The organism is Sagittula sp. S175, assembly GCF_049800975.1.
GTDB lineage: Bacteria > Pseudomonadota > Alphaproteobacteria > Rhodobacterales > Rhodobacteraceae > Sagittula.
This window is the reverse complement of record NZ_JBNAGB010000025.1, coordinates 16,207-42,218: the sequence shown is the minus strand read 5'-3', so window position 1 is coordinate 42,218 and position 26,012 is coordinate 16,207. Positions and strand designations below refer to the sequence as shown.

Sequence of the window (26,012 nt, the reverse complement as noted above, 5' to 3'; positions counted from 1 at the left end):
GTTAAGACGCGAGTCGCCCGCCGGACTCGAATTTTTGATAGCTGGTGATGCCGATACCATTAAGGCTCTGGGCGGCTGGGCCTGTCACTCTTTCGGAATGCCCAATGAAAAGGTACCCTCCAGGAGTAAGCATTTCGCGAAAGCGATCCCATAGGCGTTGCTGGGTTTCCTGGTTGAAGTAGATCGCGACGTTCCTGCAAAATATGACATCGAAAGGTCCCTTGAATGGCCATTCGGTCATGAGATTCAGTTCAGCAAAGGTGATAAGATTTCTTGGCGCATCGGACATGGAGAAATTTGTCTCGCTCTTGCTCTCAGTCCATTTCTTTCGCATCTGTTCCGGAATGCCTGTTAGCTCTTCATTTGGATATTCTCCGAGCTTGGCGCGTTCAACTATCTTCGGATCGATATCGGTTGCCAGAATTTTGATGTTCTTGCGTCCTGCGTCCGGAATGGTTTCAAGGACAGTCATGGCAATTGAGTAGGCTTCCTGCCCGGAAGAGCATCCCGCTGACCATATTCTGCCGCGTTTCCCGCTCCCGATATTGGCTTGCATCTGGGGTAGTGCATCGTTCCGTAGCGTTTCGAAATGATGCTTCTCCCGAAAGAAACTTGTGACGTTCGTCGTCAATGCCGAAATAAGTTCTAACCGTTCGTCCCTCTCATCCTGTCGATTAAGCAAATCTAAATATTCAGGAAACGTAGAGATCGCGCGAGCCTTCAATCGCTTGGACAAGCGTGAATAAACGAGAGGCTTCTTGCTTTCAGCCAGATTGAGCCCGAATGCGGATTGCGCAAGCTCTGCAATCGCGCGAAAATCGGAGTCGCTGAAAGGAATGTCCTTTGTGGTATGGCTCACATCGGAGGTTGTCATAAGGCGACGCCCTTTCCCGCATCCAGAACAGCTTCCAGGTTTACGACGCGTACCATAGTGTCGTCGACGGAGATCATTCCGAGTATGCTGTGGCGCGTTGCCTCAGACTTGATGTCCGGCGTTTCTTGGATTGCGCTTTTTTCAACGGAAAGAATCTCCGAAACGGATTCAACCAATAACCCGATTGTCGTACCATCGACCGCTGCCACGATTACCACGTTCCGCTCGTTTGCGGGGGTTTTGCCAAGGCCAAACCGTGCGGAAAGGTCGAAGATCGGAATAACTGCGCCACGGAGGTTCATGACGCCAAGAACATCCGCAGGCGTATGCGGAAGTGCAGTGACCGGAGTCCATCTACGGATCTCCCGGATTTGCGTGATTTCGAGGCAATAGTTTTGCCCACCCGCCGAAAAGGTAATGAACTCGAATTGGGTATCGGCGCGGACTTCAGCTGTTTCAGACATGTCGAAGCTCCATTCTGGTGTGCTGTGCAAAGAGATCTGGCCCTGAGGAATGGCCGAGTTTTATGATTTCTTCCGGGTCAAGGATCAGAGCGATCTTACCATCTCCCAGAATGGTGGCTGCGGATACTCCTGGAATTGCAGCGTAGTTGCTTTCCAGGCTCTTGATCACCACTTGTCTCTGATCGTGGATCGCCGTCACGCGCAAAGCCGTAAGCCCCTGCATTTCGGTGCTGACCAGGAGAAGAATTCCCGCGCCGCTTATGTCTTCCTGGTTTGGCAGGCCAAGGCTCGCCGCAACATCCACAATAGGAACGTATGATCCCCGCACACTGACAACTTCGCTGTCAGTGCCAACAAGATGGATGTCCTTTGGGTTGGGCCGGATCGTTTCCAAGATGGATGAGATTGGGATCACCATGGTTTGATCCGCTACGGAAATAACAAATCCGTCCATTACAGCCAGGGTAAGTGGTAGGACGATGGTGAAGGTCGTGCCCTTACCTTGGGTAGAAGCAATTGACACCCTTCCGCCCAAGGCCTGCACGGCGTTTTTGACGACGTCCATGCCGACGCCGCGCCCAGACAGTGCGGAAACCTGGCCCGCTGTTGAAAATCCCGGAAGGAACAGCAAGTTATCGATTTCCGGATCGGAAAGTTCTGCGTCCGGAGCTACAAGGTTTTTCTCGATCGCCTTTTCAAGAATGCGCTCACGGTTCAAACCCGCACCGTCATCGGAGATTTCGATAAACACGCTGCCGGATCGATGAGCTGCGGAAAGCCGGATGGTCCCTATCGGGTCCTTGCCAGCCACGTCGCGCACTTCTGGCTTTTCAAGACCATGATCGACGGCGTTCCGTACCATGTGTGTCAGCGGGTCTGCCAAGCGTTCGATGACGGTCTTGTCGACCTCGGTCGAGTCGCCGACCGTGACCAGTTTCGCTTTCTTGCCGGTCGCATCAGAGGCTTCTCGAACGATACGCGACATGCGCTGAAATAGCGGTTTCACCGGCTGAGCGCGAATTGCCATGACACCTTCCTGGATGTCGCGCGCCAAGAGCTTGTAAGCTTCCAGCTCGTTCGTCAGGTGTGCAACCGTCGGCAGATCAAGTTCTTCGATACGCTGCGAGATCATGGCTTGGTTGATGATCAACTCACCGACGGTGTTGATCAACCTGTCTACCCGGTCCAAATCCACCCGCAGCGTCGGCTTTGGGCCGCGTGCTTCCTTGCTCGCAGCAGCCGCAGCCGAAGAAGGTGCTTTCGCAGTCGAAGCTGGCGATGGCTCGTCATCCAGATCATCGTCGGAGTCGTGATCTGCGTGGATTACTGCGACTTCGCGGACTTTCGGAGCAGAGACTTCCGGCACGATTGGATCATTCGTTGCCGCTTCGTCCACGCTGACATCGAGGTCGCAGAGACCTTCGACGAATTCGAACACTTCATGCAGCGTGGTCTCGGTTTCCGAGGTCACCAATTGGAGGGTCCACGCGATGACGGCGTCGTTGGGATCGAAGGCATCGAATTCCGGCAGTTTGCCGAGGTCGGCCCAGACCGACAGAGTCCCAAGTTCGGCAAGCGCATCGAAGATCAAAAGCGGCTCATGGCCGTTTTCGTAAAGAGACCGCGCTGGCTTGAACTTGATGGTGAACGTCCGCTCCCCACCCGATGTGGCCTCGGCGGGGACATCTACAGCCGGTCCTTCGAAATCGAGCGTCAGCGCGTCGAAGCTGAACTCCTCCGCAGCGGACTCGCCGCCGAGGTAGCTTTCAAGCTCCTTCATCAACTCGCTTTCGGCCTCTTCGTCGAGGTGGCTGTCGTCCCGCGCCGCAGCGACCAGATCCGATAGCTGGTCACCCGATCGGTGGAACAGCGACATCAGTTTCTCGTCGATCTGCAGTTCCTTGTCGCGGACCTTGTCCATGACCGTCTCGAATGCGTGGGCGAAACCCACCAGGCGGTCGAGGCCAAAGGCCCCGGCTCCGCCTTTTATCGAGTGGACCGCGCGGAACACCGCGTTGATCACTTCCATGTCTTCCGGCGTCTCTTCGAGGCCGGCCAAACCCTCTACGAGGGCTTCGAGGAGCTCTTCGCATTCCTCGAAAAAGGTATCTCTGATCGAATTGCCGCTCATCAGCCCACATGCCCCGTAAGACGCCGCAGCACAGAGACCAGCGACGCGTCATCGAATGGTTTCACAATCCAGCCCGTTGCCCCGGCATTGCGTGCGCGGGCTTTCAGGTCGTCCGAACTTTCGGTTGTCAGCACGAGGATCGGGACATTGGTCCGGTTCGGCCCGCTGCGCAGGGTGTCGATGACGCCGAAACCGTCCATTTTCGGCATGTTGATATCGGTAATCACAACATCAGGGTCGACATCCGGAAAGATGTCGACTCCTTCCTGCCCGTCGCAGGCGGAGTGGAATTCAAATCCCGCGCCTTCCAGAGAAACCCGCAAGAGATTGCGGATGGTTCGGGAATCGTCGATCGCCAGGACCTTGGTCGTCATTGGGGCATCTCCCTGTCGAAATGATCGGATGAGAGCCCAAGCCGTTCGAGCCCTTCACGAAAAACCGGTGACATGTCTGTGACTTCGAAATTCACGTCGTCCACCAGCCATTGTTTCTGTGCCACGAGCAGGAGTTGCAGCCGGTGGGAATCCAGTCGCGAGACGTCTCGGGCGGAAACGGTGACCGGGGATTTTCGGGCATTCAAAAGGAACGAGACGAGCGGATCTTCACCTGATCGGGCGCGCGTCGGTCCTAGAGCGTGAAAACATATGTCTGGCATCGCGAACTGCATCCTTCGTGGCACGGTGTCTGCACAAGGGAGACACGTCTGACGCCAAGCAGGAATACGCACGCTGTCTTAACAAACGGTTCCGAGTTTCAGGGAAACGTCGCTCCTCTTCGAGAGCCATGGCTTGCCGCGGGGAGAGGTCGAACATGGATACCATGGGGTAAACTGAAATATGACATGAAAACATAAGGTTGGGTCGAAAACCGGCAGCAATAATCCCTGCCTGAAGAGGGCGTTCGTCCCAAAGATCTGAGTAACGAAAATTGTTGAGATCGCTGGCGGTGCATGTGTTGCTGACCGCGTTCCGGTGCTTCTTTGTTCATTTCCAAAGCCCGGGAGGATCGGCTGGCCATGCCGTCAGGCATCCCGGCGCATCGTCAGCTGGCATGACAAAGGCCCCCGAAGGGGCCCTTGCAATCCATGTTTGCCATGTCAGGCCGCGTCAGCCTGCTGACCGAAACGCCCGTAGAAGCTCTGGTCCTTGTCTGCCATGTCGCGCAGCAGGTCCGGGCAGTGAAAGCGCGGGCCATGCGCCGCCTCAAGCTGGTCGCAACGCTCGGCGGCATAGGGTGCACCGATCATGTCCAGCCAGCTGAGCGGACCACCGGACCATGGTGCAAAGCCCCAGCCGAGGATGGCGCCCACGTCACCTTCGCGGATGTCCATCAGTACGCCTTCCTCCAGTGCGCGCACGGCTTCGAGGCACTGGACGAACAACAGGCGGTGCTGGACTTCGATCAGCGAGGGCTGTTCATCGGCCTGCGGGTATTGCGCCGCGACCTCTGACGACAGACCACTGCGCTTGCCCTTGTCGTCGTAGTCGTAAAAGCCCGCCTTGGCCTTGCGCCCCAGCCGACCCTGCGCCTCCATCCAGAAGATCACCTCGTCGACCTCGCCATCCGGGTAGGCATCTCCCATCCCGGCCTTGGTCGCGCGGGCGATCTTGGCGCCGAGGTCGATGGACGTCTCGTCCACCAGTTGCAGCGGACCCAGCGGCATGCCCACCATCTTGGCGGCATTCTCGATCAGGGCAGGGGCCACGCCCTCCTTCACCATCCGAATGCCTTCGTTGATGTAGGGGATGATGCAGCGGTTGGCGTAGAAGAAGCGCGCGTCGTTCACGACGATCGGCGTCTTGCGGATCTGGCGGGTGAAATCCAGCGCCTTCGCCACCGCGCGATCTCCGGTTTCCTTGCCCTTGATGATCTCCACCAGCATCATCTTCTCGACCGGCGAGAAGAAGTGGATGCCGATGAACTGCTCGGGGTTCTTCGATGCCTTGGCCAGCTCGGAAATCGGCAGGGTCGAGGTGTTGGTGGCAAAGATGCAGTCCGCATTGGTCACCGCGTCCACGGCCTTGGTCACCTCGGCCTTGATCTTTGGATCCTCGAAGACCGCTTCGACGATCAGGTCCGCATCGGCCAGCGAGTCATAGGAGGTGGTCGCCGTGATACGCGACAGAACCTCTTCCTTCTTCTCGGGCGTGGCCTTTTTGCGGGCAATCCCTTTGTCCATGTAGTCGGCGGTATAGGCCTTGCCGCGATCGGCGGCCTCCTGTTTCTGGTCGATCAGCACCACCTCGATGCCCGCCTGAGCGCTGACCAGCGCGATGCCCGCGCCCATCATGCCAGCCCCCAGCACGCCGATCTTCTTCACCCGCTGGTCCGGCACGTCTGCGGGACGCACGGCGCCCTTTTCCAGCGCTTCCTTGTTGATGAAGAGCGACCGGATCATGTTGCCCGACGAAGGGTTCATCAGGACGTTGGTGAACCAGCGCGCCTCGATCTTCAGCGCGGTGTCGAAGGGCACCAGCGCGCCTTCGTAGACGGCCGACAGCAATGCCTTGGCCGCCGGGTAAACGCCCTTGGTCTTGCCGTTGACCATCGCGGAAGCACCGACAAAGGTCATGAATCCCGCCGGATGATAGGGCGCGCCGCCGGGCATCTTGTAGCCCTTGGCATCCCAGGGCTTCAGGATGTCGGCGTCCTTGGCGTTCAGGACCCAGTCCTTGGCGGCGGCCAGCGGGTCCTCGACCACTTCGTCGATGATCCCGGCAGCCTTGGCCTTCTTCGGGTCGGACAGCTTGCCCTCCAGCAGGAAGGGCGAGGCGATCATGGCGCCCATCTTGCGCACGAGACGCGTAGTGCCGCCTGCGCCGGGGAAGATGCCGACCATGATCTCGGGCAGGCCGATCTTGGCCTTGGGGTTGTCGGCGGCAAAGATGCGATGCGTCGAGAGCGGCAGTTCCAGACCGATGCCAAGCGCGGTGCCGGGCAGGGCGGCGGCGATGGGCTTGCCACCCTTGTTGGTCTTGGCGTCCATGTTGGCGCGTTCGATCTTGCGCAAGACGCCGTGCATCCGCATCACGCCGTCGAACAGCCCGCGCGCCGGGTCATCGCCCGCCATGTCCTTCATCTTGGCGATGATGTTGAGATCCATCCCTCCGGCAAAACTGTCCTTGCCCGAGGTGATGACGATCCCCTTCACCGCCTCGTCTGCCAGGGCATCCGTGACCAGTTGGTCCAGCTCTTCCAGCCCTTCGAGGCTGAGAACGTTCATCGACTTGCCGGGCACGTCCCAGGTGATCACGGCGACGCCGTCGGCGCCCTTGTCCATGGTAAAATCGGTCATCTCTCTCTCCGTCTCTCGTTCGTTGGCGGCGTTCACGCGCGCCTCAATCCAGTTCGAATTTCATGTCCTGGCCGATCCCGGCCTCGCCGCGGGTCCAGGTGATATGGCCCAGCGAGCTGATGATGCGCGCAATGCGCCACTCGCCCGCGCGGCGCTCCAGCCGGAAGGTGGTGATGAAGGGCGTGACCAGCGCGGCACCGTCCTTGAGGAAATGCACTTCCGCCTCGACCACGAAAGCGTCCGGTTCGAGCTCTGTGACGCGCACGATCTTGCGGATGATCTGATCGATGCCACTGTCGCGCGTCGCCGCAAGGTAAAGATCGAAGTCTTCGCGGAATTCAGCTTCGGTGGTCAGCATGTAGCCGTCGCCATGCCGTGGAAAGACACTGGCCGGCGAATGAAAGACAGCGCGGTACGACTCGTATTCGCCGCCGATCAACGCCTGCGTCAGCTTCGCACTGATCGCTTCGAAGAGTTCTTCGAGCGGTTGTGCCGCGGCGGGCGTGCCGTCCAGGGCCGATCCGTCGCGGCGCAGGAAGGTCATCTGTCCGCGATTGACCTCGATCTTCATGTCGAGGTCGGAATACCAGCCGGTCTCGGTCTCCGTATGGGTGCCGATCACCAGGAACACCCCGTCTGCGTCAGAGCGGTTTACAAGATGGTGCCCGTTCGGATTGCCAGCGGGGAAAGCGGCGCAGTCGCCTGCTTGCAGCTCGGTCTCGCCGTCGTCTTCCACCAGCACCAGTGTGCCTTCGGTGACCATGACGAACTCGTCCTGTTTCTCGTGCCAGTGGCGCAGCGAGGACATCGCTCCCGGTGCCAGCCGAACGAGGTTCGCGCCGAACTGCGTCAGCCCGCCCGCGACGGCCAGCCGTCGGGAACTGCGGCCCTTCATGGCGGCGTCATGCGGGGCAGGGTAGCTTGAACCGGTCTGCTCCGGCAACGTGTCGAGGTCGATCTTGGGCATCTCGGGATGTCCTTTCTGTTGGCGGTGCGCCGGGCGTCCCCGGCGCGACGGGCGATGCCTCAGGTATGGCGGTGGGGCAATTCATTAAGCCGGTGCGGGTTGCAGGCAGAACACAGGCGCCAGATGGCGTCCGGTCCACACAGCAGCGTCACCGCGGTCGTATAGGACGGCACCACGAGTGTGGAACCGTTGAGGATATGCGTGCGCACGACACCGTGCATCCGGCCCGGTCCCAGAAGGGCGACCGACTTGACCAGCCGCACCACATCACTGATGCCGCGCACCTTGAAGCGCGTCATGCGCTGGTCGAACCCGGCGCGCAGCTGCACCTCGGTCTCGACCATCTCGGTCGTGTTGCGACCATGCAGGAAGAACGGCAGGTTCACACAGCGCCGCAGGGCGTTGAAATCGCCTTCCAGCTGGGCATTGCCGAACCTGTGCACCACGTCGCGCAGGATATCGATCATGTCGTCCGGCGCGTCGCGCATGGCCGCCCCGAGGATCACGCGGGAATGGCCTTGCATGTGGCCGACGACGTGCTGTCCATGCGCAACCTTCCAGTCACTGGCCTGCCGACGCAGGATGACATGGTTGGGATAAGGGACATCCAAAGGCTCGGTCCCGCAAACGGGCTGTGTCATATGGCTCGCCGCAATGGTGTCAGGGTCGATGAAACGCGCCGCGGAAACCGTGCGGTCCAGCCGTGTGATCCCGAAGGTCGCGTAACTGTCCACCGCGCGGTCAAAGACGTTTCGCACGGCCTCGGGAGTGTCCATCATCGTGGCGCCATCCTCGGTGCCTAGCGAGTAGGGCAGGCCGACGTAGCGCGCAAACCCCGCGTGATCGCCGTGCGCCAGCGCAAGGCCGGTCGCGTTTAGCGATTGCGTGGCGATTTCGCGCGCAAGGTCGGCGCTGCCCGTCATGCTCAGACCCGCTCTATAATCGTGGCAGCGCCCATGCCCGACGCGATGCACAATGTCGCCAGACCCGTGCCCTTGCCAGACCGCTCCAGCTCGTCCAGCAGCGTGCCGATGATAATCGCGCCCGTCGCGCCCAGCGGGTGCCCCATGGCAATGGATCCGCCGTTCACGTTCACCTTGGACGAATCCACGTCGAACGCCTGCATGAACCGCAGAACGACGCTCGCAAAAGCCTCGTTCACCTCGAAGAGGTCGATATCGGAAATGCTCATCCCCGCATCGCGCAGGATCTTCTCCGTCGCAGGCACCGGTCCAGTCAGCATGATGGTCGGATCGGTGCCGATCTTGCAGGTCGCGCGAATGCGCGCCCGCGGCTTCAGCCCGTATTTCTCGCCGAACTCCTTGTTGCCGATCAGCACGGCAGCCGAGCCATCCACGATCCCCGAGGAATTTCCCGCGTGGTGAATGTGGTTGATGCGCTCCAGATGCGGGTACTTCATCAACGCGATGGCATCGAAGCCCGGCATCGTCTCGCCCATGTCCTTGAACGACGCCTTCAGCGCACCCAAGGTCTGCATGTCGGTGCCCGGACGCATGTACTCGTCATGATCGAGGATCGGCAAGCCGTTGATATCGCGCACGGTAATGACCGACTTCTCGAAGCGCTTGTCCGCCCAGGCCTCCGCCGCGCGGCGCTGCGATTCCACCGCAAGCGCATCGGCATCATCGCGCGAGAAGCCGTATTCCGTCGCGATAATATCCGCCGAGATTCCCTGCGGGACGAAATACTTCTCCATGGCCAGCGACGGGTCCAAGGCAATCGCCGCCCCGTCCGAGCCCATGGCCACGCGGCCCATCATCTCGACGCCACCGGCGATATAGGCCATGCCCGCACCGCCCTTCACCTGATTGGCCGCCAGGTTCACCGCCTCCATGCCCGAGGCGCAGAAGCGGTTGATCGCCAGACCCGGAATGGATTCATCCAGCTCCGACGCCAGCACCGCCGAGCGTGCCAGGCAGCCACCCTGTTCCATCACCTGCGTGACGTTGCCCCAGATCACGTCCTCGACTGCGTGGCCGTCCAGCCCGTTGCGCTCCTTCACGGCGTTCAGCACCTGCGCCGACAGCCGCAGGCTGGTCACCTCGTGCAGCGCGCCGTCCTTGCGGCCCTTGCCGCGCGGCGTGCGCAGGGCGTCGTAGATATAGGCTTCGGTCATGGGGTGTTCCTCTCGATCATTCTGGTCCGCGTCTCCCGCGCTTGCCCAAGTCTTGGCCGCGGGACGGGGTCTGGTTCAAGGATGACGTGGCGGCGTTTCAGGTCAACGACGTTCCGTCACGAAATTTCAAAGGGCAGGGGAGACGCGTCACGGACTGCAATCGCACCCGCCGCAGCCATCACAGTCGCCACCGCCCCTGCCGCAGTCCAATGGCCCGCAACTGCAGCAGCCGGGATCACACCAATCGTACCACCGGTTGCGCTTCTGCGCCCGTCGCCGCCGCGCCGCCGCACCCTCGCCGGAGTCACCCTCCCGCTGGGCCCGCAGGTCCATCGCCGCTGCCTTGCAATCCTGCAACCGCTGCCGGATGTCGGGCAAGGCGCCGAACAGACCCGCATCGCGAATGGCATGCTTGGCATAACCGGAACACCCGGTGCCGCCATGCTGAACGGAATAGGCGCAGCGCCAGCCTTTGTGCGGCGACAGCCAACGCTGGTAGACATGGATCGCACCAAGTGCGAAACGGGACAGCATTCCGAAATGACCCCCTCGATAGTCGTCTCGGAGACCAGTTGTACCCGGAAAACGGGCGTTTCCAACCCTCCCGTCCGCGCCCCTGTCAGGCCCGATCCGCCGGGCTGCCCGGCATCAGGTCATACGGCGCCTTCCAGCCCTTCAAACCCTGGATGTTCGACAGCCAGCGGTCGATATTCGGCCACTGCTTGCGATCGAACCCGAATTCCTCCGGGTAGAACAAGTAGCCGCAACAGGTCAGGTCGGCGTTCGTGACGGCATCGCCCACGATCCAGTCGCGCCCGTCCAGATGCTTGTCAAGCACCGCATAGGCACCCTTTAGCCGCCCCTGGTTGAAAGCGATCACCTCGGCGGGTCGCTTGTCCTCGGGGACGAAGTTCATCAGGAAGCGCGTCATGCCGACAAAGGACGACAGCTTGTGGTTGTCCCACAGAACCCAGCGCAACACTTCGCGCTTTTCCTCCGGCGTGGTGCCGCCGAAATGCCCGTAGGTGTCCGCCAGATAGTGCTGGATCACGCCCGACTGGCTGAGCCGAATATCGCCATCCACCAGAACCGGGCATTCCCCCATTTCGTTGACCTGCGTCCTGTACTCCGGACTGCGCGTCTCGCCGTTGAAGAAGTCGACTTTCACCGCCTCCCAGTCCAGCCCCGCCAGCTCCAATGCCAAGGCCGCCTTGTAGGAATGCCCCGATTCACCGAAGCAGTAGAGTTTCATGGTCATCGCGCCGTCCTCCCGTCGCGTTTGTTGTCCGGTGCGGGACCGGGGGTTTCACACCCCCGGACCCCCGTGGAGGTATTTTCAAAGCAAAGAAGCACAAAGGCACAACGAAGGTAACGGGGGATTAAGGTCAATCCCGCTATCGTGACATCACGGTACAGGCTGGAGAGCCGATGACCGTAAGCGGAGAAGCCCCGATCCTAGCCGAAGGGCCGGGCAACGGCAGGAAGGTCGCGCGCAGCCCCGGTTTGGGGTCCGAAATGCGACCTTCCTGTTTCTCTGCTTTTGCAAATACTCAACTTGCGCCCTCGCCGCGCGCGTCCCCGTCAGAAATCGCGCGCGATCAGTTCCTTCATGATCTCGTTGGTTCCGCCATAGATGCGCTGCACGCGGGCGTCCGCCCACATCTCGGCCACGGCGTATTCCTGCATGAACCCATAGCCACCATGCAGTTGCACGCATTCGTCCAGCACTTCGCCCTGCGTGTCCGACAGCCAGTACTTCGCCATGGCGGCCTTTGCCACCGTCAGCTCGCCGCGCAGGTGTTCTACCATGCAGGTGTCTAGGAAGGCGCGCGCCACGGTGGTCTTGGTCTGGCATTCCGCCAGTTTGAACCGCGTGTTCTGAAACTGGGTCAGCGGTCCGCCAAAGGCTTCGCGTTCCTTGCAGTAGGCAATGGTGCGTTCCACCGCGCCTTCCATCGCGCCCACCGCGCCGCATCCGATGATCAGCCGTTCCTGAGGCAGCTGCTTCATCATCTGGTAAAATCCCTGGCCTTCTTCGCCGCCCAGCAAGTTCTCTGGCGGGAGTTCCACGTTGTCGAAGAACAGTTCCGACGTATCCGCCGCGTGACAGCCGATCTTCTCCAGATTGCGCCCGCGTGTAAAACCCTCTGCCCCCTCGGTCTCCACCACCATCAGCGACACGCCCTTGGACCCGAGCGACGGATCGGTCTTGGCCGCCACCACGATCAGGTTTGCGTGTTGCCCGTTGGTGATAAAGGTCTTTTGTCCGGACAACCTGTAGGCATTGCCTTCCTTCACGGCGCGTGTCTTCAACCGCTGAACGTCGGACCCGCCGGAAGGTTCGGTCATTGCCAACGCGCCCACCAGTTCGCCCGTCACCATCTTTGGCAGCCAGCGGGCCTTCTGCTCCTCTGTGCCATAGGCGAGAATATAATGCGCCACGATCCCCGAGTGGATGCCATGCCCCCAGGACGCCAGGTTCGCCCGCGATGCCTCCATCAGGATCACCGCCTCGTGGCCGAAATCGCCGCCTGCGCCGCCGAATTCCTCCGGCACCGAGGGGCACAACAGGCCCAGTTCCCCCGCCTGCTGCCAGGTCTCCGGGTCCATCTGGCCTTGTTTGCGCCATTTGCCATAGAGCGGCTGCCATTCCGTCTCGATGAACTTGCGCGTCATTTCGGCCAACATGGCGTGTTCGTCGGTCATCCAGCTCATTGGGCTTCCTTCTCCCTCATCGCTTGCGTTCGTCCAGATCGGCATTGAACAGCCGAAGCCGGTGGCCCAAGGCTTCGGCATCGGTCACGCTGTCGAAATGTTCGAACAGAAAGGACAGGGCCTCGCCCTCGTCCAAGCCCGCCTCATGGGCGAAGCGCTTGAGGCCACGATAGCCATCCTCGGTCATGGCCACAGGAAAACGTCGCGTCAGACGAAAGCGTTTAGGCATAACGGACCTCCTCGGCGCAGGGCGGATGACCGCCCTGTCGGAAGAGCGGCGGGGTAGGGTGGGTCTGTAACCCACCGTCCCACCATTCCCTCAGAAGTGGTCCGCGTCCAGAGCCATGACCGGATCGGCGCCGCTCTCGATGCGCTTCAGGTGCGTCGCGGTCATCGGCAATTGCCGCGCCATGTAGTAGCGCCCCGTCGCCAGCTTGGCGTTCAGGAACTCGGCATCGCCGTCGCCCGCCGCAAGGCGGTCCTCGGCGGCCACCGCCATCTTTGCCCACATCAGGCCAAGGCAGACATGGCCGAAGAGGTGCATGAAGTCATAGGACCCCGACAGCGCCGCGTTCGGGTTTTTCATGCCGTTCTGCATGAAAAACATGCCCGCCGCCTGCAAATCCTTCGACGCGGCCTTCAACGGCTCACGGAAACCCGCGTCAAAGGCGTCGGAGCGGCCCTTGGTCTCCTTTATGAAGTCCGTCACCATGGCGAAGAAGGCCATCACATGCTTGCCGCCGTCCTGCGCCAGCTTGCGGCCCACGAGGTCCAGCGCCTGCACGCCGTTCGCGCCTTCGTAGATCATGGCGATCCGGGCATCGCGGGCGAACTGCGACATGCCCCATTCCTCGATATAGCCGTGGCCGCCGTAGACCTGCTGCGCGGCGGTCGCCATCTCGAAACCCTTGTCGGTCAGGAAGCCCTTGATGACCGGGGTCAGCAGCGAAATCAGCCCCATCGCCTTGGCATCGTCGTTGCGATGCGCGCGGTCGATCATCTGTGCGCCCCAGTAGGTAAAGGCCCGCGCGCCCTCGTTGAAGGACTTCTGATCCATCAGGTTGCGGCGGATATCCGGGTGCACGATCAGCGGATCGGCGGGGCCGTCGGGGTTCTTGGCCCCGGTCACGTCGCGACCTTGCAGGCGGTCTTTCGCATAGGCCAGCGCGTTCTGGTAGGCCACTTCGGACTGCGCGTAGCCTTGCAGGCCCACGCCCAGACGCGCCTCGTTCATCATGGTGAACATGGCGCGCATACCCTTGTGTTCCTCGCCCAGCAGGTAGCCGGTCGCCCCGTCATAGTTCATGACGCAGGTCGAGTTGCCATGGATGCCCATCTTCTCCTCGATCTTGCCGACCGAGACCGCGTTGCGCGCGCCGGGCTGACCGTCCTCGACGATGAACTTCGGCACGATGAACAGCGACACGCCCTTGATGCCCTCGGGCCCGCCGGGGATCTTGGCCAGCACGAGGTGAATGACGTTCTCCGACATGTCGTGATCGCCGGCCGAGATGAAGATCTTCTGACCCGTCACCTTGTAGCTGCCATCCGCCTGCGGTTCGGCCTTGGTGCGCATGAGGCCCAGGTCGGTGCCGCAATGCGGCTCCGTCAGATTCATGGTGCCGGTCCACTCGCATGTGACCATCTTCGGCAGGTAGGTCTGTTTCTGGTCGTCCGTGCCATGGGCATGGATGGCGCTGTAGGCACCGTGGGTCAGGCCCTGGTACATGTTGAACGCCATGTTCGCTGCCGAGAACTGCTCGCCCACGGCGGTCGCCACCACATACGGCAGGCCCTGGCCGCCATATTCCGGGTCGCAGTCGAGCGCCGTCCAGCCGCCTTCACGCACGGCATCGAAGGCTTCCTTGAAGCCCTTCGGAGTACGGACCACGCCGTTTTCCAGCACGCAGCCCTCGGTGTCGCCCACCACGTTCAGCGGCGCGGTCACGTCGCGGGCCACCTTGCCCGACTCCTCGAGGATCGCTTCCAGCGTCTCGCGGTCAAGGTCCTCGTAGCCCGGAATGTCCGCTTCGCCCACTTTCAGCAGGTCATTCAGCACGAACATCTGGTCTTTGACAGGTGCGGTGTAGCTCGGCATGGCTCTCTCTCCCGTTAACGTTCCCGGTCCCTCGTCCCGGTCAGGTCCGCGGCGTGGTTATTCCGCCGCGGCCTTGTTCTCCATCGAGGCGATCATCTTCGCGCCCCATTCCATCTGGTCCTTCAGCTCGCCGATGGCGGCATCCAGTTCCTCACGCTGCCGGATCATCTCCGCCATGCGCGTTTCGGCAATCTCGTAGGCCTTTTCCAGCTGGCTGCGCTGCTGGTCGCCCACGGCATACAGGTCAAGGAGCTGGCGAATGTCCTCCAGGCTGAACCCAAAGCGCTTGCCGCGCAGGATCAGCACGAGGCGGGCGCGTTCGCGTTTCGTGTACAGACGCTTCTGGCCCTCGCGGATGGGGGAAAGCAGCTCTTTCTGTTCGTAGAAACGCAAGGTGCGCGGGGTCACCTCGTAGGCGTCACACATCTCCCGGATCGTCATCAATCGGTCTTCTGTCATCGTCGCATTTCCTTTGGTGTCACAAGGATGACGCGGGAAGTGCGAACTCCGATCCCTTCCTACAATGGGAAAAATCGTTGACGTAACTCCTACGCTACGTCACTTCGCAACTTACGTAACTTCCCGCAAGGCCACCCGTCGGTTGTTGGAATTTTGTTACAAACGGTCAGGGGGCGCCGGGTAGGGTATTCCAGACCCTGCCGTCAACGATCCTCAAACCGCTTTGGTTACTGTGAAGGTACTGTTCAGGTCACGATTCGAGCGAGGCCGCCGTATCGTCCCGAAGCGCTTTGAGTTCGCCCATGGCGTCCTCCAGCTGCTGTTTCTGCTCCGCCAGTTCGGCCAGCTGCCGGTCTGCCATCTGGATCCAGGCCCGCATCTGCGCCGCAGTGCCTTCCTTCTCGTAGATCAGCAGCCACTGCCGGATGTCTTCCAGCTGGAAGCCGAACTTGCGGCCACGCAGGATCAGGGTCATCCGCGCCACTTCGCGCGGGCCATAGAACCGCGAGCGGCCCTCCTTTTCGGGGGTGAGCAGCTCGATATACTCGTAATACCTCAAGGTGCGCGGAGTCACATCGAACTTCGCACACATCTCCTTGAAGCTCAGACGCACATCTTCCATCGTTTCGCCTCGCTCTCGTCCCCGGCGACAAGCTATGCCGCCGCGTCGCGAAGGACAACAGCCCCCGCGTCAATTGACCCCGCGTTCCGTGCATGTCACCGTTTGCACATATCGCAGCAGGACAGACCATGACCGCCGACAAGAGCCGCATCGCCAAGCAGTTCATTGAAACCATCCCGCATTCCCGCGCCCTGGGCATGAAGATCACCGAGATCGGAGACGGCGTTGCCGTGATCGAAATGCCCTATGACACCCGGTTCATCGGCGACCCCGAGACCGGCGTGATCCACGGCGGCGCGGTCTCGGCGCTCATGGACACCTGCGGCGGCGCCGCCGTCATGAGCCATCCGCGCGCCCCCGCAGGCACCGCAACCATCAACCTGCGCATCGACTACATGCGCCCCGCCACCCCCGGCCAGACCATCCGCGCCCGCGCCGAGTGTTACCATATCACGCGCTCCGTCGCCTTTGTCCGCGCCACGGCGCTGGATGACGACGACGACCGCCCCGTGGCCACCGCCACCGGCGCCTTCACCGTCGAGGCCGGCAACCGCGACACGATCGCCGGACCAAAGGAGGGCATCTGAATGGCGCGCAAGGCCCCCGAACCCGTCCAGGTGGTGAAACAACGCCGCGACGCCGCGCTGTCTGCGCTGGTGCATGGCGTTCCTTACATCCAGTGGCTCGGCGTGCAGTTCGACCGGCGCGGCGATGAACTGACCGCCGTGCTGCCCTTCCACGAAGAGCTGATCGGCAACCCTTTCCTGCCCGCGATCCACGGCGGCTGCACGGCGGCCTTCCTGGAAATCACCGCGATGATTACCCTCAACTGGACCTGGCTCTGGCCCGACATCGAATCCGGCAAGCTCGACGCGCAGGAAATGGCCGCCGGGAAACTGCCGCGCCTGCCAAAGACCATCGACTTCACCGTCGACTACCTGCGGTCGGGCCTGCCGCGCGACGCCTATGCCCGCGCCTTCGTCACCCGCTCCGGGCGGCGCTACGCCTCGGTCCGGGCGGAAGCCTGGCAGGACAACCGCGACAAACCCTTTGCCCAAGCCACGGCGCATTTTCTGATGCCCCGGGACGAGAACGGTTGACTCACCACGTCAAGGAGGTTTCGGCCCGCTGACGCGGCCCGACCGACGCGCGCTAAGCGCGCGCTGAATGCCTGCGGCAAAGGGGGCGCTGCCCCCTCGGCCTGTGGCCTCACCCCCGGAGGTATTTGGACCAAGAAGAGCACAACGCGCGCCTTTCTGCTTCTTTGGTTTTCCAAATACCCTCGGGGGAGTCCCGTAGGGACGGGGGCAGCGCCCCCTCCTTGACCTTTCCGCGCGCCGGGCTTCATCTGTGCTCAAGAGCAGGCAAGGTATTTTCATGGACGCGCCCGGACATTCCCCGATCACCCACGCCCGGGTGCTCAAGATCGCCTTTCCCATCCTTCTCGCCAATGTGACCATTCCGATCCTTGGTGCCGTCGATACCGGTGTCGTGGGTCAGATCCCCGAGGCCGAGCCCATCGCCGCCGTGGGCGTCGGTGCCATCGTGCTGACCTCGGTCTACTGGATCTTCGGCTTCCTGCGCATGGGCACCGCCGGGCTGACGGCGCAGGCCGTGGGGCAGCGCGACCGATCCGAGGTGGCGGCGCTGCTGACGCGCTCGCTGATGATCGGCTTTGTCGGGGGGCTGGCGCTGATCGCGCTGCAATCGCTGCTGTTTGCCGCCGCCTTTGCGCTGTCGCCCTCCGGTCCCGTGGTCGAGGGTCTGGCGCGCGATTACATGCAGATCCGCATCTGGTCCGCCCCCGCCGCCATCGCCATCTACGGCATCAACGGCTGGCTCATCGCGCAAGAGCGCACCCGGCATGTGCTGATCCTGCAGCTCTGGATGAACGGGGTGAACGTCGGGCTGGACCTGCTGTTCGTGCTGGGCCTCGGCTGGGGCGTCAGCGGTGTCGCCATCGCCACCTTCATCGCCGAATGGTCCGGCCTTTTGATGGGGCTGTTCCTGTGTCGGGCGGCCTTCCGCGTGCCGGACTGGCGCGACTGGCCGCGTGTCTTCGACCGTGTCCGGCTGAAGCACATGGCCGTGGTGAACACCGACATCATGCTGCGCTCGCTGATGTTGCAGGCGATCTTCACCTCCTTCCTGCTGATGGGCGGGCAGTTCGGTGCCGTGACGCTGGCCGCCAACCAGGTGTTGTTGCAGTTCCTCGGCATCATCTCCTATGCCCTCGACGGCTTTGCCTTTGCCGCCGAGGCGCTGGTGGGGCAGGCGCTGGGCGCGCGCGCCTCGGGCCAGTTGCGACGCGCCGCCGTGCTGACCAGTGGCTGGGGGCTGGCGTGCAACGTGCTGTTCGCGCTGGGCTTTGCCCTGGCGGGGGGCTGGATCATCGACCTCATGGCCACCGATCCCGAGGTGCGGGCCATGGCGCGGCAGTTCCTGCCCTGGCTGGTGGCCGCGCCGGTCGTGGGGCTGGCGGCCTGGATGCTGGATGGCATCTTCATCGGGGCCACGCGCACCCATGACATGCGCAACATGATGGCACTGTCCTTCCTGGCCTATGCGGCCTCGGCCTACCTGCTGATCCCTGTGATGGGGAACCATGGCCTCTGGGCGGCGCTGCTGATCAGTTTCGTGGCGCGCGGCGTGACGCTGGGCCTGCGCTACCCGGCGCTGGAGCGGGCTGCGGCCTGATTCACTCTGGTCTTTGGCGGGGCTTCTGGCCTATGCAAGGCCGATACGAAAAGGGAGAGGCGCAATGGACGATCTCGTGAACAGCTTCATGACCGGACCCGATGAAAAGGGTCGTTTCGGCATCTTCGGCGGGCGCTTCGTGTCCGAAACCCTGATGCCGCTCATCCTCTCGCTCGAAGAGGAATACGAGAAGGCCAAGACGGACGAGACTTTCTGGGCCGAGATGGACTGGCTGTGGAAGCATTACGTCGGCCGTCCCTCGCCGCTGTATTACGCCGAGCGCCTGACCGAACGTCTGGGCGGGGCCAAGATCTACCTCAAGCGCGACGAGCTGAACCACACCGGCGCGCACAAGATCAACAACGTGCTGGGCCAGATCATCCTTGCCCGCCGCATGGGCAAGACCCGCATCATCGCCGAGACCGGCGCGGGCCAGCACGGCGTGGCGACGGCGACGGTCTGCGCCAAGTTCGGCCTGAAATGCGTGGTCTACATGGGCGCGCACGACGTCGAACGTCAGCAGCCCAACGTCTTCCGGATGAAGCTGCTGGGCGCCGAGGTGGTCCCCGTGACCTCTGGCCGTGGCACGTTGAAGGACGCCATGAACGATGCGCTGCGCGACTGGGTGACCAACGTGCGCGACACCTTCTACTGCATCGGCACGGTAGCGGGCCCGCACCCGTACCCGGCCATGGTCCGCGATTTCCAGTCGATCATCGGCAAGGAAGCCAAGGAGCAGATGATGGAGCAGGAGGGCCGTCTGCCCGACACCATCATCGCCGCCATCGGCGGTGGCTCCAACGCCATGGGCCTGTTCTACCCGTTCCTCGACGACCCGGAGGTCAACATCATCGGCGTCGAGGCCGGCGGCAAGGGCGTGAACGAGAAGATGGAGCATTGCGCCTCGCTGACCGGCGGGCGTCCCGGCGTGCTGCATGGCAACCGCACCTACCTGTTGCAGGACGACGACGGGCAGATCCTCGAAGGGTTCTCGATTTCCGCAGGTCTCGATTACCCCGGCATCGGACCGGAACATTCCTGGCTGCACGAGGTCGGTCGCGCGCAATACGTGGCGATCACCGACAAGGAAGCGCTCGAAGCGTTCCAGCTGTGCTGCGAGACCGAGGGAATCATCCCCGCGCTGGAGCCCTCGCACGCGCTCGCTCACGTGATGAAGATCGCGCCGGACCTGCCCAAGGACCACATCATCTGCATGAACATGTGTGGTCGCGGCGACAAGGACATCTTCACCGTGGCGAAACACCTCGGGTTTGAGATGTGATAAGATACTGAAAAGAAAGGCCCTAAACCTCAGTTTAGGGCCTTTCCCCTAAAGTTTATTGCGGGGACTGAAAGTTTCGACCAAGTCTTGGCACAGGTACGGTGGTGCGCATGTCGGGACCTGGAGACGCGAAGTGAATGTCCCCAAAACCTGCTCCGCGTGCGGCAAGCTTTCGGGTGTCCGACAGTGTTTGCGGCGCACCACCGTGCTAATCCAGTCATGATGTGGTAGTGTCTCTTGAGGCCGGAGACCTTCGGATCATCGGATGCAAAGAGGGGGAATGCCGGTGCGGAAAGTTTTTCTCGCGATCTCGACCATGCTTTCAATAGCAGCGCAGTCCGCAACGGCGCAGACCGCGCTTGAGCAGGTTGTGGATCAGCTGCAGCAACAGAACTTTTCCCGGATCGAGGTTCAGCGTACCTTTCTGGGGCGTTTGCGTATCACTGCTGCACGCGGTGGGGTGGAGCGTGAAGTCGTCCTCAACCCCTCGACGGGTGCCATCCTGCGAGATTACTCCACGTCGAGAGGTGGAGATGATGGCAAAGCAGCGCCTGATCTTGCCCCGGGTCGTGAGGATCGCAACGTTGCCCGATCCGACGAGCGGACTGACAGGCAAGCTCATGCGGAGCGCTCCGAAAAGCCGGAAAAATCAGTAGACAAAGACCGATCTTCACCCCCGGACGAGAAGCCCGAGCGCGACAACAGGGACGGCCCGGAGCCTTCGTCTCATGATCGAAAAGACCGAGACTGACCCTCACCCTCCGTTCAGGGGTTCATGAAAAGGCACACCATCTCCAGTGAAGTTCCCGTTTGTCTTTGCCTTGCTGATGCTGCTGCAGCTGGTCTGCGGCGGTTTTCTTTTGCTTGACGTGCTGGCCTCGGTGTTGGGCATCCAATATACCCCGGTTTCCTGGACCGTGATGGAACTCATCCAGATCGGTGCGATTGCGGGACTTTTGCTGGGTGTTCTCGGCAGTGCTGCGTTGATGCTGCAGGCTATGCGACGGCAGCAGGATGCGGAATCGCGTCTGCGCCTGGCTTCCGGGGCCTTCATGGAGGTTATCGAAGAGCGTTTTACCGAATGGGGGCTCAGTCCGGCCGAGCGCGATGTCGCCATGTTCTCGATCAAGGGGCTGTCTACGGCCGAGATCGGAGTGTTGAGGAAAACATCAGAAGGCACTGTAAAGGCACAAACAAATGCCATCTATCGAAAGGCCGGAGTCTCCGGTCGCGCGCAGCTTCTGAGCGTGTTTATCGAGGATCTTCTGGAGCAACCGCTACAGGGCGACACAAAGGCGGCCTGATCTGTGGATAACACGGTGGATTGATTTGCTTTGTGCAATTTCAGTCAGCCAGATCAGCCGTCGAGGCTATTATGGGTGGCTTTTGTGCAGTCCTAGCTGGTCTGGTAAAGGTTGAGCACATCCAGCGGAACAATATCCAGCGCGCTTTGGTGCGTCGCATGCAAGTTGACCAATGGAGCGCATCCCTCGTCATGCGCCTGCAAGAACCGCCCCGCACACAGGCACCAATGATCGCCCGGTTTTAATCCGGGGAAGCTGTAAGCGGGCATCGGAGTGGAGAGATCGTTCCCGACGTATTTCGAATAGGCCAGGAACTCCGCAGTCATGACGGCACAGACGGTATGGCTGCCATGATCTTCGGCGCAGGTGTTGCAGGAACCATCCCGAAAGAAACCAGTCAGGGGATCGGTCGAGCAGGGCTGAAGAGGCTCTCCCAGCACGTTGATTTGCGGCTCTTTTTGCATCTCTCAGTCCTCACTTCCCGGCAATCAAGCGCATCATGTTCAGGGCATCGTCAAAGGCGCCGGCCTCGCGAAAGTTCCTGTCAGCGGCATTGATGGCGACGACTGTTCCACTTTGACGGACAACATAAACATACTGCCCGTAGACCCCACGCGCCATGAATTCCCCGTCATGGCCGTCCGCAGGGATCCACCATTGATAGCCGTATTGCAGCTTGCCCGGAGCTGTGCGCGCCGAGGGCTGCGTGCTTTCACGAACCCAGGCTGCAGGCACGATCTGACGTCCCAGGAACGCCCCGTCATTGCGAAACATCTCACCCATGCGGGCGTAGTCCCGTGTCGTCAGGTTCAATCCGCCCAGGGCGAAGGCCACACCGTAACCATCTGACAAATAGTACGGAGTCCCATATGTCCCCAAGGGCCGCAAAATCTTTTCCGCAAGCAGATCCGGCAGAGACCGCCCCGTCGCCGCGCGCGCAACCATCCCCAGAACATGCGTGTCGATCGAGACATACTGCCATTCGACGCCAGGTTCCCGCTCGCGCTCGTCGAGGTTTGCGGCAAAAGCATCCATCGAGCCGCCGAGTGCCAAAACACGGCCCATCTTGTTGATGTCGCTCCAAAAGTCGAGATAGTCCTCGTCGAAGGACACTCCTGAACTCATCTGCAGCACATTGCGGATCGTGGCACCGTCGTAGGCTGATCCCTTCAACGACGGCACGTAGTCGGTCACTTGGCGGTCGATGTTGTCCACATGACCTTCGGCGACGAGAATGCCGAAAAGGCCAGACAAATAGGACTTGGCCATGGACCAGGAGATGCGTTCATCCTCTTGACCGGTTCCAAGATGATAGCTTTCATGGACGCGCTGCCCGCGCTTCAAGACGACGATGCCCGTGATCGCCCGTCTCTGGAGCCAGTCTTCCCACCCCTCGGGCAGGTCCATCTGAGCGCCCTCGGGCAGGGGCGTGGGTTTCGCGTCCATTGGCATGGGAACGCTGTGGAACAACGTGTCCATGTGACTGAAGTTGCTGACAATCCTGTCCTCGGCGAACAACGAGTTGACCGCCATCAGCCGGGTGATGTCCTCGTGCTTCCAGGCCGCAATAGCGGCGATCCCGACAGCCAGCGCCGCCAGCACATATGCAATTCGGCGCAGCATCAGCGAAATTTGTCCGCAAGGCGTTGCATCGGACTGCGCTCATCGAGCTCTGGCTCTGCTTGCGGGGCGACAGTCTCCGGTTTCTGCGTTTTGGATGACCGCGGTGGAGCGGTGCGCAGTGCAACGGCGTTCTGGAATCCGGACTGGTCGCCGTCGGCCAGGGCCGGAGCGCCGTCGGACAATCCGCGCAGCAGATCGTCCAGCCACTCCTGATCGGCCTTGTGAAAATCATGCAGCACGTAGGCCGCAACCAATTCCTTGCGGCCCGGATGACCGATGCCTAGTCGGATGCGCCGGTAGGCCTCGCCGATATGCGCGTGGATCGAGCGCAGTCCGTTGTGGCCGGCATGACCGCCGCCCATCTTCACGCGGCATTTGCCGGGCGCAAGGTCCAGTTCGTCGTGGAAAACCGTCACGTCGCCGGGCTCGAGCTTGTAGAAACGCATGGCCTCGCCGACGGACTGGCCGGAAAGGTTCATGAAGGTTTCGGGCTTCAGCAGCAGCACCTTGTCGCCACCCAACCGCCCCTCGGCGCACTGCCCCTGGAACCGCGCCTTCCACGGGCCGAAACCGTGATCCTCGGCGATGCGGTCGAGGGCCATGAAGCCGATGTTGTGCCGGTTGCCGGCATATTTGCTGCCGGGATTGCCGAGGCCCACGAATATCTGCATGTCACCCTCCGTTCGCGCGCGACCCTTCTACGGCACCCGCGCCAAACGGAAAAGGCCCCCGCGTGAGCGAGGGCCTTCGTAACGCTCAAAGAGGGGAGGATTACGCCTCCGCTGCCTCTTCTTCTTCGTCGTCAGCCGATGCTGCCAGACCCGACGGGGCCGAGATGTTGGCGATGACAAAGTTACGGTCCACGGTCGGCTTCACGCCTTCCGGCAGGGTGACGTCGTTGATGTGAACGATGTCACCGATCTTGAGGCCGGAGAGGTCGACGGTGATGTGGTCCGGAATCTCACCGGCCAGCACGTTCAGTTCGACTTCGGCGCGAACGACGGTCAGGACGCCGCCCTTCTTGATGCCGGGGGCCGCTTCGTGGTTGATGAACTCGACCGGAATGAACAGGTTCACCCGGGAGGTGCGGCGCAGGCGCATGAAGTCGATGTGCGTCGGCAGGTCCTTGACGATGTCGCGCTGGACGTCGCGGCAGATGACGCGGACGTCTTCGTGGCCTTCGACTTGCAGGTTCCACAGGGTGGACTTGAAGCGGCCGTCCTTCAGTTTCTTGAAGAGGACGTTGAAGGGCATATTGATCGGGAGCGGCTCTTTTTCGCCACCGAAGACGATGCCCGGCACCATGCCGTCGCGGCGTGCCTGACGAGCGGCGCCCTTGCCTGTCCCCGTCCGTTCGATTGCCTGAAGATCAGGGATCTCACCAGCCATGTTGATTCTCCATATGATTAAGGGGGTGCCTCCAAGGCTGTCACCCCGCATGAAGGCGTGCCTTTAGGATGGATCGGGGGGAAAGACAAGAGGTTTCGCGGCGAAACCTGGGGGATTTCGGGGGGTGGGGCCCCGGGTGAAAGCTCGACAGGTTTCGCGGCGAAACCTGAGTCGTGTTTTCAATACGTTAATAGGGGAAAAGGTTGAAGAGGGGTGAGGGGTGCGGGCGGTGGGTTTGGGGGGGTGGTGAGGGGGGGGCAGGGTGGTGGGTTGGCCGGGGAATTGGGTTGGTGGATGGGGGAGGCCCCGAGTCAGGTTTGGGCGAGTGGTGGGGGGGCGATGTAGGGTGCGTGGTTTCACGCACCGATGCCGTGCGGTTTGTATGGGGGATGGTGCGTGCGGAGCACGCACCTTACGGCTTGCTTCACGCACAAATGGCGGGCAGCTTACAGGTGGGTGGTGCACGAAACACGGATGCAGATTTGCGCGGGCGTCGAGTGTTGTTGGTGCATGTGAAGCACGCAGCCTACGGCCTTCTACAGGAGTGATGAGTCAGTCATTTCCATAATCTGGCTCGTATTCAAGCTCTCTCTCAGCCGACTCAACATGGCTCGTTTCGATACCTGCAAGACTGATTTCGTCATATCCTTCGAGTTGCAGCCCGCAAACCCTACACTCGAACTCTTCGGCAACGAAGTACTGATGGACCGCTTCCCAAGCGCTCCATTCATCTCCGTACTGATCAAGGATTTCCTCTTCTACTAGGTTTCCCCCGATAAATGCATCGGCAGAACACGACGGACACGGTTGTTCCCAAACTTGTTCGTACCTGTGTAACAACTTTTTAAAATCCCAGGCGCTTAGTCCGTGCGATTCTTCGATTGCCGATTCTTGATCCTTGCGTTTTCTCAAGGAAAATTCATCTTTGCGGCGCTGTATTCTGGTGGCGATGGCGTCGGTCTTCGCGTGTCTTGCTTTCTCAAGTATTTCGGCGGGCGTTTTGGCATCGTGTGTGCCTAGCCAATCCTCCAACGTCTTACCCATGTGCAGTAGGACGACTTCTACCGAGTACCAGAATTCGGCTTCCCATTTGCCTTTTTGGATCGCGGCAAATGGCGATTCTCCGGAGTGCAGTTCGGAGTTTCTTCGAAATGAAACTTGATTGCAAAATTTTTCAACCTTCTCATCAAATGCGGGAATTATCTTTTGCAGTCTTTGGAAAAGGGTTTTGGCGGTAATCGTCTTTATGTCGGTTGAGGCTTTCAAGCCTACCGCGGCAAATAATGATTCAAAATGTGTGGGATCTGAAACCAAAGACCGGTGGATCGTAGCTAGGGCTGATTTACCTAGCAGTTCGAGTGATAGAGACGCCCACAACTGATATTCTTCATCCTCACTCTGGGAGTGTCTGATAAGCGCACGCTTGATGTATACTTGGGATTTTGCATACAGTGCGTTTGGATCGAGGGCGGGTGTCGTTGGTCCCATCATGAAATTGCTATCCTTGTCAATGCTCTGCTGTCATGATGCGCTTCAATGCTCGCCCGCGCGTGAAGAAATCGCCAATTATCAAATATGAGTGTTTTGTCAGGTGACCATAATATGCGAATTGCGTTTGTTGAATTTATCTGTTTCGTAAGTGTGGACTTTGCGTCTGTGGCGTGCTCGTCAATGGGGCGCATGCACTCTTCATCCCATCGAAAACATTCTGCTGACTCGTCTGTAATTTTTGTGTAGAACGAATGCTTTCCATTCTTCACTTGAAAAATACCTGACGAAATTTTGAGCCGTTCGTCAGAGTCTAGATTGAACCTATTTGTATCCAGAAGCAGGGTGGGGGCTACATTCAATGTGTTGCCATCAAATCGCAGAATTACATAACGCGGTGGAGTTGTAAAGTGAGCGCCGTCGGTGTGAAAAGGTAGAGAATTCAGTCCATGACGCGCGCTCAGTGA

The 26,012-nt window shown here is 60.8% G+C and carries 27 protein-coding genes; 6 read left to right on the top strand and 21 right to left on the bottom strand.

The annotated features are described in order from the left end of the window. Nucleotide 1: 1 nt before the first annotated feature. The 16 genes from ACP16H_RS22265 to ACP16H_RS22190 form a co-directional block, all read right to left on the bottom strand. Complete coding sequence (locus tag ACP16H_RS22265; protein WP_425074428.1) at nucleotides 2–874, bottom strand: CheR family methyltransferase; 873 nt, start codon at nucleotides 872–874, stop codon at nucleotides 2–4. Beyond that, complete coding sequence (locus tag ACP16H_RS22260; RefSeq protein ID WP_425074427.1) at nucleotides 871–1,338, bottom strand: chemotaxis protein CheW; 468 nt, start codon at nucleotides 1,336–1,338, stop codon at nucleotides 871–873. Before ACP16H_RS22260 ends, ACP16H_RS22265 begins: the two co-directional genes overlap by 4 nt. After that, entirely contained in the window at nucleotides 1,331–3,469 is a 2,139-nt protein-coding gene (locus ACP16H_RS22255; protein WP_425074426.1) for a chemotaxis protein CheA, read from the bottom strand. Before ACP16H_RS22255 ends, ACP16H_RS22260 begins: the two co-directional genes overlap by 8 nt. After that, nucleotides 3,469–3,843 (bottom strand): response regulator, encoded by a 375-nt coding sequence (locus ACP16H_RS22250; RefSeq protein ID WP_425074425.1) that lies wholly within the window; start codon nucleotides 3,841–3,843, stop codon nucleotides 3,469–3,471. Before ACP16H_RS22250 ends, ACP16H_RS22255 begins: the two co-directional genes overlap by 1 nt. After that, nucleotides 3,840–4,124: an STAS domain-containing protein gene (locus tag ACP16H_RS22245; RefSeq protein ID WP_425074468.1), complete on the bottom strand. Its 285-nt coding sequence runs from the start codon at nucleotides 4,122–4,124 to the stop codon at nucleotides 3,840–3,842. Before ACP16H_RS22245 ends, ACP16H_RS22250 begins: the two co-directional genes overlap by 4 nt. Before the next feature lie 441 nt (nucleotides 4,125–4,565). Then, nucleotides 4,566–6,764, bottom strand: a complete 2,199-nt coding sequence (locus ACP16H_RS22240) for a 3-hydroxyacyl-CoA dehydrogenase NAD-binding domain-containing protein (protein WP_425074424.1) — start codon at nucleotides 6,762–6,764, stop codon at nucleotides 4,566–4,568. Between the two features lie 43 nt (nucleotides 6,765–6,807). Further along, a complete protein-coding gene (locus tag ACP16H_RS22235) occupies nucleotides 6,808–7,731 on the bottom strand; it encodes a cupin domain-containing protein (protein ID WP_425074423.1) in 924 nt (307 codons plus the stop codon). Nucleotides 7,732–7,790: 59 nt separating this feature from the next. Further along, a complete protein-coding gene (locus tag ACP16H_RS22230) occupies nucleotides 7,791–8,654 on the bottom strand; it encodes a hypothetical protein (RefSeq protein WP_425074422.1) in 864 nt (287 codons plus the stop codon). A gap of 2 nt (nucleotides 8,655–8,656) precedes the next feature. Further along, on the bottom strand, nucleotides 8,657–9,868 hold the full coding sequence (locus ACP16H_RS22225; protein ID WP_425074421.1) for an acetyl-CoA C-acetyltransferase: 1,212 nt from the start codon (nucleotides 9,866–9,868) through the stop codon (nucleotides 8,657–8,659). 147 nt (nucleotides 9,869–10,015) lie between these two features. Further along, a complete protein-coding gene (gene yidD, locus ACP16H_RS22220) occupies nucleotides 10,016–10,402 on the bottom strand; it encodes a membrane protein insertion efficiency factor YidD (RefSeq protein WP_425074420.1) in 387 nt (128 codons plus the stop codon). Between the two features lie 85 nt (nucleotides 10,403–10,487). Further along, nucleotides 10,488–11,126, bottom strand: coding sequence for a glutathione S-transferase family protein (locus ACP16H_RS22215; RefSeq protein ID WP_425074419.1), 639 nt, complete (start codon nucleotides 11,124–11,126; stop codon nucleotides 10,488–10,490). Between the two features lie 323 nt (nucleotides 11,127–11,449). Continuing rightward, nucleotides 11,450–12,583: an acyl-CoA dehydrogenase family protein gene (locus ACP16H_RS22210; protein ID WP_425074418.1), complete on the bottom strand. Its 1,134-nt coding sequence runs from the start codon at nucleotides 12,581–12,583 to the stop codon at nucleotides 11,450–11,452. A 16-nt stretch (nucleotides 12,584–12,599) separates the two neighbouring features. Beyond that, the gene (locus ACP16H_RS22205) at nucleotides 12,600–12,812 is read right to left on the bottom strand and encodes a hypothetical protein (RefSeq protein ID WP_425074417.1); all 213 of its coding nucleotides are present in this window, start codon (nucleotides 12,810–12,812) and stop codon (nucleotides 12,600–12,602) included. A gap of 90 nt (nucleotides 12,813–12,902) precedes the next feature. Continuing rightward, nucleotides 12,903–14,681 carry an acyl-CoA dehydrogenase C-terminal domain-containing protein gene (locus ACP16H_RS22200; protein WP_425074416.1) on the bottom strand — a complete coding sequence of 593 codons (1,779 nt, stop codon included), beginning with the start codon at nucleotides 14,679–14,681 and terminating at the stop codon, nucleotides 12,903–12,905. 57 nt (nucleotides 14,682–14,738) lie between these two features. After that, nucleotides 14,739–15,140 carry a MerR family transcriptional regulator gene (locus ACP16H_RS22195; RefSeq protein ID WP_425074415.1) on the bottom strand — a complete coding sequence of 134 codons (402 nt, stop codon included), beginning with the start codon at nucleotides 15,138–15,140 and terminating at the stop codon, nucleotides 14,739–14,741. A gap of 250 nt (nucleotides 15,141–15,390) precedes the next feature. Next, nucleotides 15,391–15,762 carry a MerR family transcriptional regulator gene (locus ACP16H_RS22190; protein ID WP_425074414.1) on the bottom strand — a complete coding sequence of 124 codons (372 nt, stop codon included), beginning with the start codon at nucleotides 15,760–15,762 and terminating at the stop codon, nucleotides 15,391–15,393. Nucleotides 15,763–15,890: 128 nt separating this feature from the next. Between ACP16H_RS22190 and ACP16H_RS22185 the strand changes: the two genes are divergently transcribed. From ACP16H_RS22185 to ACP16H_RS22160, 6 genes are all read left to right on the top strand, one after another. Continuing rightward, nucleotides 15,891–16,349 (top strand): PaaI family thioesterase, encoded by a 459-nt coding sequence (locus ACP16H_RS22185; RefSeq protein WP_425074413.1) that lies wholly within the window; start codon nucleotides 15,891–15,893, stop codon nucleotides 16,347–16,349. Further along, entirely contained in the window at nucleotides 16,350–16,862 is a 513-nt protein-coding gene (locus ACP16H_RS22180; protein WP_425074412.1) for a PaaI family thioesterase, read from the top strand. 277 nt (nucleotides 16,863–17,139) lie between these two features. Continuing rightward, complete coding sequence (locus ACP16H_RS22175) at nucleotides 17,140–18,459, top strand: MATE family efflux transporter (protein ID WP_425074411.1); 1,320 nt, start codon at nucleotides 17,140–17,142, stop codon at nucleotides 18,457–18,459. A 64-nt stretch (nucleotides 18,460–18,523) separates the two neighbouring features. Next, on the top strand, nucleotides 18,524–19,741 hold the full coding sequence (trpB, locus tag ACP16H_RS22170; protein ID WP_425074410.1) for a tryptophan synthase subunit beta: 1,218 nt from the start codon (nucleotides 18,524–18,526) through the stop codon (nucleotides 19,739–19,741). Nucleotides 19,742–20,021: 280 nt separating this feature from the next. Then, nucleotides 20,022–20,492 carry a hypothetical protein gene (locus tag ACP16H_RS22165; RefSeq protein WP_425074409.1) on the top strand — a complete coding sequence of 157 codons (471 nt, stop codon included), beginning with the start codon at nucleotides 20,022–20,024 and terminating at the stop codon, nucleotides 20,490–20,492. Between the two features lie 46 nt (nucleotides 20,493–20,538). Beyond that, nucleotides 20,539–21,045, top strand: coding sequence for a helix-turn-helix transcriptional regulator (locus ACP16H_RS22160; protein ID WP_425074408.1), 507 nt, complete (start codon nucleotides 20,539–20,541; stop codon nucleotides 21,043–21,045). Nucleotides 21,046–21,137: 92 nt separating this feature from the next. Here ACP16H_RS22160 and ACP16H_RS22155 read toward each other — a convergent pair whose 3' ends face one another. From ACP16H_RS22155 to ACP16H_RS22135, 5 genes are all read right to left on the bottom strand, one after another. Continuing rightward, nucleotides 21,138–21,509, bottom strand: coding sequence for a DUF2237 family protein (locus ACP16H_RS22155; RefSeq protein WP_425074407.1), 372 nt, complete (start codon nucleotides 21,507–21,509; stop codon nucleotides 21,138–21,140). Nucleotides 21,510–21,519: 10 nt separating this feature from the next. Further along, nucleotides 21,520–22,668, bottom strand: coding sequence for a serine hydrolase domain-containing protein (locus tag ACP16H_RS22150; RefSeq protein ID WP_425074406.1), 1,149 nt, complete (start codon nucleotides 22,666–22,668; stop codon nucleotides 21,520–21,522). Continuing rightward, nucleotides 22,668–23,339: an aminoacyl-tRNA hydrolase gene (pth, locus tag ACP16H_RS22145; RefSeq protein ID WP_425074405.1), complete on the bottom strand. Its 672-nt coding sequence runs from the start codon at nucleotides 23,337–23,339 to the stop codon at nucleotides 22,668–22,670. The genes ACP16H_RS22150 and pth overlap by 1 nt, the downstream gene beginning before the upstream one ends. A 100-nt stretch (nucleotides 23,340–23,439) precedes the next feature. Continuing rightward, nucleotides 23,440–24,057 (bottom strand): 50S ribosomal protein L25/general stress protein Ctc, encoded by a 618-nt coding sequence (locus ACP16H_RS22140; protein ID WP_425074404.1) that lies wholly within the window; start codon nucleotides 24,055–24,057, stop codon nucleotides 23,440–23,442. Nucleotides 24,058–24,609: 552 nt separating this feature from the next. Further along, entirely contained in the window at nucleotides 24,610–25,548 is a 939-nt protein-coding gene (locus tag ACP16H_RS22135; RefSeq protein WP_425074403.1) for a hypothetical protein, read from the bottom strand. Between the last annotated feature and the right edge of the window lie 464 nt (nucleotides 25,549–26,012).